Annotated in this window: 8 protein-coding genes; 5 read left to right on the forward strand and 3 right to left on the reverse strand. The window is 76.0% G+C overall.

All coding sequences use genetic code 11. The annotated features are described in order from the left end of the window. Window positions 1-86 precede the first annotated feature (86 nt). From ACH4K1_RS15155 to ACH4K1_RS15170, 4 genes are read left to right on the forward strand one after another with little or no spacing between them, the layout of a single operon-like run. Window positions 87-1358, forward strand: a complete 1272-nt coding sequence (locus ACH4K1_RS15155; protein WP_398089643.1) for a polyprenyl synthetase family protein — start codon at window positions 87-89, stop codon at window positions 1356-1358. Next, complete coding sequence (locus ACH4K1_RS15160; protein WP_398089645.1) at window positions 1355-2872, forward strand: phytoene desaturase; 1518 nt, start codon at window positions 1355-1357, stop codon at window positions 2870-2872. Before ACH4K1_RS15155 ends, ACH4K1_RS15160 begins: the two co-directional genes overlap by 4 nt. Further along, window positions 2869-3879, forward strand: a complete 1011-nt coding sequence (locus ACH4K1_RS15165; protein WP_398089646.1) for a phytoene/squalene synthase family protein — start codon at window positions 2869-2871, stop codon at window positions 3877-3879. The genes ACH4K1_RS15160 and ACH4K1_RS15165 overlap by 4 nt, the downstream gene beginning before the upstream one ends. Then, the gene (locus ACH4K1_RS15170) at window positions 3876-4880 is read left to right on the forward strand and encodes a DUF5914 domain-containing protein (protein WP_398089648.1); all 1005 of its coding nucleotides are present in this window, start codon (window positions 3876-3878) and stop codon (window positions 4878-4880) included. Before ACH4K1_RS15165 ends, ACH4K1_RS15170 begins: the two co-directional genes overlap by 4 nt. Before the next feature lie 185 nt (window positions 4881-5065). On the opposite strand, the gene ACH4K1_RS15175 is transcribed toward ACH4K1_RS15170, so the two are convergent. Genes ACH4K1_RS15175 through ACH4K1_RS15185 form a run of 3 tightly spaced genes read right to left on the reverse strand, consistent with a single transcriptional unit; the run spans window position 5066 to window position 8597 of the window. Then, window positions 5066-6619, reverse strand: a complete 1554-nt coding sequence (locus tag ACH4K1_RS15175; protein WP_398089649.1) for an FAD-dependent oxidoreductase — start codon at window positions 6617-6619, stop codon at window positions 5066-5068. Beyond that, the gene (locus tag ACH4K1_RS15180; protein ID WP_398089651.1) at window positions 6619-7335 is read right to left on the reverse strand and encodes a class I SAM-dependent methyltransferase; all 717 of its coding nucleotides are present in this window, start codon (window positions 7333-7335) and stop codon (window positions 6619-6621) included. Before ACH4K1_RS15180 ends, ACH4K1_RS15175 begins: the two co-directional genes overlap by 1 nt. Beyond that, window positions 7332-8597, reverse strand: a complete 1266-nt coding sequence (locus ACH4K1_RS15185; protein WP_398089653.1) for a lycopene cyclase family protein — start codon at window positions 8595-8597, stop codon at window positions 7332-7334. Before ACH4K1_RS15185 ends, ACH4K1_RS15180 begins: the two co-directional genes overlap by 4 nt. Before the next feature lie 239 nt (window positions 8598-8836). Between ACH4K1_RS15185 and ACH4K1_RS15190 the strand changes: the two genes are divergently transcribed. Then, window positions 8837-10210, forward strand: coding sequence for an NAD-dependent succinate-semialdehyde dehydrogenase (locus ACH4K1_RS15190; protein ID WP_398089655.1), 1374 nt, complete (start codon window positions 8837-8839; stop codon window positions 10208-10210). Window positions 10211-10344 lie beyond the last annotated feature (134 nt).

Here is a 10344-nt window from a genome sequence, read left to right on the forward strand (position 1 = left end):
GTCCGGCCGGTAGCAAACGGGCTGACGGGGTACCAGTGGCTGCAGATGACCAGATGGGTCATCTTCTTCTCTGACAAGGGCGTGAGATGGGCCTTTCGCTGCCCGCGGGCCACCCGTCCGCCGAGTCCGTGCCACGGGACGCCGTCCGGACCGGACCCCGGGGCTCCGATCCCTCCCCCGCGGAGGCACAGGTCGTCGACCACGACGTGGTCGGCGGTGTCCGGCAGATGGCCGAAGCCGTTCTGGCGGAGCGGATCGCCGAGGCCACCGCGTACGACCCGGTGTTCTCCGAGGAGGTGGCGCGCCGGGTCGCCGACTTCACGCTGCGGGGCGGCAAGCGGATGCGGCCCCGCCTGCTCTGGTGGGCCATGCGCGCCTGCGGTGCGGCCGAGACCGAGGCGGCGTTGCGGCTCGGCGTGGGCCTGGAGCTGATCCAGACCTGCGCTCTCATCCAGGACGACGTGATGGACCGGTCGCGCACACGGCGGGGCAGGCCCGCCGTCCACCTCGCCCTGGCCGAGCGCCTGGGCCGTGCGGCCGGCTCCGGGCGGGGGGAGGCGTTCGGCGCCTCGGCCGCCGTACTCGCGGGGGACCTCGCACTGGTGTGGGCCGACGACACGGTCGCCGAGACGTCCCTGCCGCCTTCCCGGCGGCGGCAGATCAGCGCCCTGTGGCGGGCCCTGCGGGGCGAGATGGTCGCCGGGCAGTACCTGGACCTGCGCGGCCAGGCGGACGGCACCGCTTCGGCGGCGAGCGCGCTGCGCACCGCCTGCCTCAAGAGCGCCCTGTACTCGGTGGAGCGGCCCATGGCGCTGGGAGCCGCCCTGGCCGGAGCGGACGAGCGGACCACCGAAGGGCTGCGCTCGGCCGGCCGGTACGCCGGAACGGCCTTCCAACTGCGGGACGACCTGCTCGGGGTCTTCGGCGACCCGGCGGCCACCGGCAAACCGTCCGGGGACGACATCCGCGAGGGCAAGCCCACCTACCTGCTGGCGGTCGCCCGTGCCCGCTCCGCAGCCGCAGGCGACCACCGCGCCCTGGCCGTGCTGGACCGTGCCGTGGGCGACCCGGAGCTCGGCGACGACGACCTCGCGGAGGTCCGCGCCGTCCTGGAGGCCACCGGTGCTCGCGCCCAGGTCGAGGACAGGGCGCGACGGCTGGGGGAGCGGGCGGCGCGGCGCCTGGCCCGGACGGTCGACGTCGACACGCACGCGGGCGGCCGGCTGCTGGGCCTCCTGCGCACGGTGGCGGGCAGCCGGCCGGCCGCGCCCCCCGCTCCCGTCGCCACGCACCCCCCGTACCCAGGAGCCGCGGCGTCCTCCGCTCCGGCCACACCCGAAGGAGGCCGTTTCCCGTGATCACGATCAAGGGGCGTACCGACCACGTGGTGGTGGTCGGGGCAGGGCTGTCCGGCCTGTCCGCCGCGCTGCACCTGCTCGGCGCGGGCCGCAGGGTGACGGTCGTCGAACGGGATCCGCTGCCCGGCGGGCGCGCCGGACTGCTGGCGCGGGACGGCTACCGCATCGACACCGGACCGACCGTGCTGACCATGCCGGACCTGGTGGAGGACGCCTTCGCCGCCGTGGGCGAACGGATGGCCGACCGCCTGGAGCTCGTCCGGCTGGACCCCGCCTACCGGGCCCGTTTCGCCGATGGCTCCCAGCTCGACGTGCACACCGACGGAGCGGCCATGGAGGCGGCCGTGGAACAGTTCGCCGGAGCCCGCCAGGCGGTCGGCTACCGGCGGCTGCGGAGCTGGCTGGAGCGCCTGTACCGGGTGCAGATGCGCCGCTTCATCGACGCCAACTTCGACTCGCCCCTCCAACTCCTCCACCCCGACCTCGCCCGGCTCGCCGCGCTCGGCGGGTTCGGCCGGCTCGACGCCCGGATCGGGCGCTTCGTCTCCGACGAGCGGCTGCGCCGGGTCTTCTCCTTCCAGGCGCTGTACGCGGGCGTCCCGCCGGCCAGGGCCCTGGCCGCGTACGCCGTGATCGCCTACATGGACACGGTCGCCGGGGTCTACTTCCCGCGCGGCGGCATGCACGCCCTGCCCACCGCGATGGCCCGGGCCGCCGCCGACGCGGGAGGCGAGTTCCGCCACGGGCAGGCGGTGACCCGGCTGGAGCGGTCGGGCGACCGGGTCACCGCGGTCGTCACCGACCAGGAGCGCATCCCGTGCGACGCGGTGGTCCTGACGCCCGACCTGCCGGTCGCCTACCGCCTCCTCGGCCACGCGCCGCGCCGACCGCTGCCGCTGAGGCACTCGCCGTCCGCGGTGATCCTGCACGCGGGCACGGACCGTACCTGGCCGGATCTCGCGCACCACACCATCTCGTTCGGCGCGGCCTGGAAGAGCACCTTCCGCCAGCTCACCCGCACCGGCGAGCTGATGTCGGACCCCTCGCTCCTGATCACCCGCCCCACGGCCACCGACCCTTCCCTCGCCCCGCCCGGCAAACACCTCCACTACGTCCTGGCGCCCTGCCCGAACACCACGGTCGGGCCCGGCGTCAGGGAGTGGCGGGAGCTGGGCCCGCGTTACCGGGACGAGCTGCTCGCCTGGCTGGAGCGGCGTGAGATGCCCGGTCTGGGCGCGGCCATCGAGCAGGAGGGGCTGGTCACCCCGGTCGACTGGACCGCCCAGGGGCACGCCGCGGGCACACCGTTCGCCGTGGCCCACACCTTCCCCCAGACCGGCCCGTTCCGCCCGCGCAACCTGGTGCGGGGCACCGCCAACGCCGTCCTCGCCGGGTGCGGCACCACTCCGGGCGTCGGCGTGCCGACCGTGCTGATCTCCGGGAAGCTGGCGGCGCAGAGGATCACCGGCCCACCCGCCGCCCCGTCCCGACGCACGAGAGGCACCGCCGTATGACCGCCCGTGAGCTGGACGCCGCAGGCGTCCACGAGCCCGGCCTCCGTGCCGCCTACACCCGCTGCCGCGACCTCAACGCCCGGCACGGCAGGACGTACTTCCTCGCGACGCGGCTGCTGCCCGTCGACCGGCGGGCGGCCGTCCACGCCCTGTACGGCTTCGCCCGCTTCGCCGACGACATCGTGGACGACCTCGCCTCCACCGCCACCACCGGGCAGCGGGCCGCCGCACTGGCGGCCCTGGAGCAGCAGCTGGAGAGCGGGCTGCGGAGCGGGCGGGCCACCGAGCCGGTGATCCGCGCGCTCGCCGACACGGCCGGACGCCACGGCATCGACCCCCGGCACTTCACCGACTTCCTGGCCTCGATGCGCGCCGATCTGACCGTCACCGGATACGCCTCGTTCGAGGAGCTGGGCGGCTACATGCACGGGTCGGCCGCGGTGATCGGCCTCCAGATGCTGCCGGTGCTCGGGACCGTCGTCCGGCGCGAGGAGGCCGCCGGCCCCGCCGCCGCGCTGGGCGTCGCCTTCCAGCTGACCAACTTCCTGCGGGACGTCGGCGAGGACCTGGACCGGGGCCGGGTCTACCTCCCGGCCGACCTGCTCGGCGCCCACGGCGTGGACCGGGCGCGCCTGGAGTGGAGCCGGCGCACCGGTGTGCGGGACGCGGGGATCACCGCCGCCCTGCGCGCGTTCGCCGCCCACACCCGGGCGGTCTACCGGCAGGCCCTGCCCGGCCTCGGGATGCTGGACCCGGTCTCCCGGCCCTGCATCCGTACGGCGTTCGTCCTCTACAGCGGCATCCTCGACGCGATCGAGGCCGACGGCTACGCGGTCCTGCACCGCCGCGCCGTCGTCCCGCGCCGACGCCGGGCGGCCGTGGCGCTGGACGGACTGGCCCGCGCGCTCGCCGCCCGCGCCCGGGCGGACCGCCGGACGGGGACCGGGGCCGGGCCGCGCCCCGCCGCCCCCGCCCCCGCCATGGCCGTCCGGGAGGAGGCGGCATGAGCCCGTTCGCACGACGGCGCATCCCGTTGAGCCTGCGGCGCGCACCCGTGCCGTGGGACCGGCAGGAACCGACCTGGCGGGCCGCGAAGCCCTCCCTCATCGCCCAGGCCCTCAAGCGGGCGCAGAGCCGCCCCTCCGGAAACTGGTACGTCATCGGCGCCTCCCGCGCGCTTCCCCCGGGGCGGACGCTCGGCCTCACGGTCGGCTCCACGGAGATCGTCGCCTGGCGCGACGGCGACGGCAGGCTGCGCGCCGGCCCGGGCGCCTGCCCCCACCTCGGGGCGCCGCTGCGGGAGAGCCCCGTGCGCTGCGGCACGCTCGTCTGCCACTGGCACGGTCTCGCCCTGGACGGCGGGGCCTTCGCCGGCTGGGAGCCCTACCCGGCCTTCGACGACGGCGTGCTGCTCTGGGTGCGGCTGGACCGCACGGGCGGCGAGGTCCCCACCGAGCGGCCCCGCGTCCCGGTGCGGCCGCGCCGGGAGGAAGGCGTCGACGCGGTCTACGCCGGTGTGGGGCGCTGCGAGCCCGAGGACGTGGTGGCCAACCGGCTCGACCCGTGGCACGGCGCCTGGTTCCACCCGTACTCCTTCGTCGACCTGACCGTGACCGACGCGCCGGACGACGGCGCGGGGGAGGACGACGGGTTCCTGGTGGAGGTGTCCTTCAAGGTGGCCGGGCGGCTGGTCGTGCCGGTCGTGGCCCGGTTCACCGCGCCCGAGCCCCGTACGGTCGTCATGCACATCGTCGAGGGCGAGGGGGCGGGGTCCGTGGTGGAGACCCACGCCACCCCGCTGGCCCCGGACGAGCGGGGGCGGCCCCGCACCGCCGTCGTCGAGGCGCTCGTCGCGGCCTCGGACCGCCGGGGGTTCGCGGTCGCCCGGGCGGCCGCGCCGCTGCTCCGGCCGCTGATGCGGGCATCGGCCGGCCGGTTGTGGCGCGACGACCTGGCGTACGCGGAACGGCGCTGGGAGCTGCGGGCCGAGGGGCGGTTCCCCGGCTGACGCGCCGCGGGGGTGCGGCGGACCTCCGGGTCCGGGTGCCGCTGCCGTGCGCGGCGGCCCCCCGGCCCCGGGCGCCCGCTGCCGAGCGCGGCGAGCCCCCGGCCCCGGGCGCCCGCTGCCGTGCGCGGCGAGCCCCCGGCCCCGGGCGCCCGCTGCCGTGCGCGGCGAGCCCCCGGCCCCGGGGGTCAGCGACCGAGCGCGGCGAGCCTCCGCAGGGGCAGGGACCGCCCGGTGCGCGGGACGGTCCACAGGGTCTGCCCGCGCACCCCCCACCGCTCCAGGTGCGCGTTGGCGGCCAGGAACCCGCTGGTGACCGCGCGCTCCATCAGCGCCACCGGCAGTCCGGTGCGGACCATGTCCCCGGCCACCGTGACCGCCGGGTCGGGGCTGCGCACCCCGGGCCGGTCCCCGTAGCCGCCGACGGGGAACATCGGGCAGTCGGCCCGCCACTCGTGGCGCTCGTCGACGACGCGGGCCCCGCGCGTCTCCGGGTAGATCCGGTGCAGTTGGCGTCGTGCTTCGCTCTGCACGGCGGCCCGGTCGGCGTCCGGGGAGACGGCGTAGGCGTGGAGTTCGACCACCGAGCCGCCGGTGCGCCGCGCCCACCGTGCGGCCTCGCCCTCCCAGCGTTCCAGGACGCTCACGTTGTCCAGGGGCCCGTAGCCGCTGGTGCCGAGGAAGCCGGGGCGGTCGCGTGCCACGGGCTTCTCCAGCCACAGCCGTGAGACCAGGAACGGCGGGGCGGAGCGCAACCGGTCGATCGTGGCGCGCCAGGGGGCGTCCCCCAGTCCGGGGGAGGCGCGCACCAGTCCGCGCAGCCCGGCGCTGTCCAGGGCGAGGACGACGGCGTCGTGACGCGAGGTGCGCTCCTCCGTGGCGACGTCGAGGCCGCCGTCGGGCAGCGGCCGCACCCGGCGGACGGGCGTGCCGGTGCGCACCTCCACGCCGTGGCTCTCCAGGTAGCCGGCGAGGGGGTCCCACAGGGCGGTGGGGAAGGGCTCGGCGGGGACGTCGAAGAGCAGCCCCTCGCTGGAGCCGAGGAAGTAGATGTGGAACATCAGGACCAGCTCGGCGGCGGACAGTTCGCGCGGGTCGGCGAAGAAGCTGCGGGAGAAGACCTCGAAGGCCAGGTGGTGCGCCGCCTCGGGGAAGCGGATGCGGGCGAGGAAGTCGTGGGCGCTGACGCCGTCCAGCCGCTCGTAGACGTCGGGCACCCGCACGTCCAGCAGCGGCAGGGCGGCCCGGGGGTTCATCCCGACCAGATCGCGGACGCCGAAGGTCGGGCTCAGCGCGACGAACCCGAGGGCGCTGAGCGGAGGCGTACGCGGGATACGGGCGAAGCTGTCGTGGAGTCCGGAGCTGTGCCTCAGCGGGTAGTCGGGCAGCGGGGTGAGCCCGGCGAGTGCCGGGTCGACCCTGCGCAGCAGGCCGCGCAGGTTGTAGTACTGGCGGAAGAAGGCGTGGAAGCCGCGGCTCATGGTGACGTTCGTGCCGTCGGCGAGCCGGGCCGGCCAGCCCGCCAGCCGTCCGCCCAGGCTCCGCTCGCCCTCGTAGAGGGTGACCCGTACGCCCCGCTCGGCCAGCCCGGTGGCCGCCGCGATGCCGGCGAGGCCGCCGCCGACCACCGCGGCGGCGGGGGCCTCCCCGGTGAACCGGTCCCGGCCTCCGGGGGCGCGGACCACGGCGGCCCGCCGGTCCCGGCCGTGCCGGTGGGCTCCACCGTGCCTCTTCGGCGGCATCACGCCTCCTTCGCGGTGCGGCCGACGAAGGTGTGCGTGATGCCGGTCTGCCAGCCGGGCAGCGGCAGGGTGCGTACGTCCCGGAACCCGGCGCGGCGCAGTCGCTCGGCGAACTCGGGGGCGGTGTCGAAGGTGTTCACGCTGTCCTGGAGGTGCCGGTAGAGCCGCGCGTCCCCGGTGAGACGTCCGGCCGGCCGGATGATCGTGGAGCAGACCGCGTTCCAGACGGCGCGGTGCACCGGCGACCCGCCGAGCGTGTACTCGTGCACGGCCAGGCGGCCGGACGGGACCAGCAGGCGGTGCACCAGGCGCAGGGCCGTGTCGGCGTCCCGCAGGTTGCGGAAGAGGTAGCCGGCGAACACCGCGTCGAAGGAGCCCGGCGCCAGCCGCTCGGCCAGCTCCTCCACCGGGGCGTGGACGAACTCCACATGGGTCAGCCCGGGCTTGTCCGCCGCCCGCTCCAGCATCCCCGCGGAGGCGTCGACGCCGGTGATCCGGGCGAGCGGGGCGGCGGCGAGCAGCGCCTCGGTGGAGGCGCCCGTGCCGCATCCCAGGTCCAGGACGCGCAGCCCCGCCCCGCCGTCCGGCAGCCCGAGCCGCCGTGCGGAGCGGCGCAGATGCGCGTGGTAGCCGGGGCTGGCCGCGACGAGGCGGTCGTAGGCCCCGGAGCCCTGGTCGAAGGCTTCGGACAGTGCGGCGCCGCGCAACAGGGTCATGAGCTGCTTTCTTCCGGACGGGAGGGCGGGGGAGGCAGGGGGCGGGAGGAGGGACGGCGGGGGATGAAGGGGAGTTCGGCGACGGTCCGCACCATGGGGGCGACCGGGGTCCGCACCCCGATGAGCAGGTCCTCGTACCAGCGGGAGCCGCCGTCCAGGAAGGTCAGCAGCCGCTCGGCGGGCACCCCGCGGAAGAGACGGCCGAAGAAGTCCGATCCGTCGATCCGGCCGGTGTCCAGCGCCCGCAGCATGACCGCGTCCATCGCGCGCGACCGGGGGCTGTGGGCGGGCGGCACCCTGAGGGGGCGCCCGGCCCGGAGCCGGGCGGCGACGGCACGGCTCTGCCGCTGCACCGCGGCGAAGGTGTAGCCGGTCGAGGGGCGGGTCGCGCCTCCGGCGGTGCCGATGCGGTACACCGACCGCCCGGCGCGGCGCGGGAAACGGCCGTCGGTCATCGGGATGACGCCGGACTCGCGCGCCGTCACCTCGAACGCGCCCAGCCGCAGGACCTCCCGCGTGTAGTGCTCCAGCGCCCGCCGGTAGCCGTCGGCGTCCAGCGGCGCGGGGGAGAACTCCGTGTACTCGACGAGCGCCGTGTGCGCGTCCATGGGCAGGACGTAGCCGAACGAGAGCCCCCGGGCGGGCCGCGGGGTGCGGAAGTCCATCAGGTCCGGCACGGCCGGGTCGAACACGGGTCGCTCGGTCCGGACGAACCAGCCGGAGAAGTGCTGGAGGAGGGTGGTGCGGGCGGGCGGCAGCAGCCGGGGCGGGCGGGAGTCGAAGACGTGCCGCCCGCGGAGCAGGACGCGCTCGCCCACCGCGTCCCGGCCGAGGACCTCGGCCCCGCCGCCGGGCAGGTCGCGCACGGACTCCACCGTCGCCGTCGTCCGGCGCACCCCGGGGGAGCCGGAGAGCCGGCGGCCGACGAGGGCCTCGAAGTCGTCGGAGCGCAGCATCTTGTAACGCAGCTCCGGCAGGCGCGCCGTCACGGTCTCCCCCTCGGCCGTGCGGACCCGCAGCCGGGACCAGGAGGCGGTCAGCGACCCGTCGTAGGGGCCCGTACCGCGTTCCCAGAAGCACCAGGTCCGCCGGGGAGGGCTCAGCGGACCCGGCGGCGCGTCGACGAGGGCGACGGACAGCGGCGTACGGCCGCCCGGCGCGCACAGGTGGTGGGCCAGGCTCAGCCCCGCCGCTCCGGCGCCGACGATGACGACATCGAAGTCGGGTACGTCGGTCGGCACGGCTCCCTCTCGGTCGGACATCGGGTGGGGCGCGCTCCACCACTGGCAGGACCGTACCCCCGGACGGCCCGCACACTCCGGACCGTCGCCTCTTCGGGGCGTGACGGCGCGGACCGGCCCGGTCCGCGGGCCGTCCGCGGAGAGAGGGATGGTCGAGGTGTGCCCATCTGCCGGATGGGTACCCGAATGTCCGCCCGGACGCCCGGCGGCCCGTCCCCCCCTCGCACGTGCCCCGTCCGGGCCTCGCACGGAAGGAACCCATGAGCATCTACCGAGTCGTCAACCCCGCCACCGGCGAGACCGAGAAGGAGTACCCCACCGCCACCGACGGGGAGCTGCGGGAGGCTCTCGCCCTGGCCGACGAAGCGCAGCGCGCCTGGGCCGGCCGGGCGCCCGCGGAACGGGCCGCCGTCCTGCGACGCGTCGCCGACCTCTACGAGGAGCGCAAGGACGGGCTCGCCGCCATCATCACCCGCGAGATGGGCAAGCCCGTCAAGCAGGCCCTCGGGGAGCTGGCCACCGTCGCCTCGATCTACCGCTACTACGCCGAACGGGGCGAGGGCTTCCTGGAGGCGGAGGAGCTCGACGTCGCCTCCGGCGGCCGGGCCGTCGTCCGCAAGGAGGCGGTCGGCACCCTGCTGGGGATCATGCCGTGGAACTTCCCGTACTACCAGGTGGCCCGGTTCGCCGCGCCGAACCTGATGCTGGGCAACGCCGTCCTGCTCAAGCACGCCCCGCAGTGCCCGGAGTCGGCGCTGGCGATGGAGCGGCTGTTCCGGGACGCGGGCCTGCCCGAGGGCGCCTACGTCAACATCTTCGCCACCAACGAGCAGATCGAGACGGTGATCGGGGACGACCGGATCCAGGGCGTCTCGCTGACGGGCTCGGAGCGGGCCGGAGCGGCCGTCGCCGAGATCGCGGGCCGCAACCTGAAGAAGGTGGTGCTGGAGCTCGGCGGCTCCGACCCGTACCTGATCCTCGGCGCGTCGAACATGGAGCAGGTGGTGAAGAACGCGCTGATCGGCCGGATGGGCAACGCCGGCCAGGCGTGCAACGCCGCCAAGCGCATCATCGCCCTGGACGAGCACTACGAAGGGTTCTCGACCGCCTTCACCGAAGCGGTCCGCTCCATCGCCGTCGGCGACCCCGCCGACCCCGGCACCTTCATGGGGCCGCTCTCCTCCGAGAAGGCGCTCGAAACCCTGGACGAACAGGTTCAGGACGCGATCTCCAAGGGGGCCACGGTGCTGGCCGGCGGCAAGCGCATCGACCGCCCCGGCGCCTGGTACGAGCCCACCGTGCTGGCGGGGATCACCCCCGACATGCGGGCCTACAAGGAGGAGCTGTTCGGCCCGGTGGCCCTGTTGTTCAAGGTCGGCTCCGAGGAGGAGGCGGTCGACTTCGCCAACGACTCGCCCTACGGCCTGAGCGCCTCCGTCCAGACCGACGACGACGCCCAGGCCGAGCGGGTGGCCCAGCGGCTGCAGACGGGCATGGTGTTCATCGGCGCGCCCTCCGGCACCGCGGCGGAGCTGCCGTTCGGCGGGGTCAAGCGATCCGGTTTCGGCCGGGAGCTGGGCCGGTTCGGCATGGAGGAGTTCGCCAACCACAAGCTGGTCAGGCTGGTGCGCTGACGCCTCGTGCGGTGGAGCGGCGGGGGGGGGGGGGGGGGGCGCCCCCGCCCGCCCCCCCCCCCCCCCCCCCCCCCCCCCCCCCCCCCCCCCCGGGCGCGGGGCGGGGCGGCGCCCGCCCCCCCCCCCCCCGCGCC

The organism is Streptomyces sp. NPDC017448, assembly GCF_044330565.1.
Classification (GTDB): domain Bacteria; phylum Actinomycetota; class Actinomycetes; order Streptomycetales; family Streptomycetaceae; genus Streptomyces.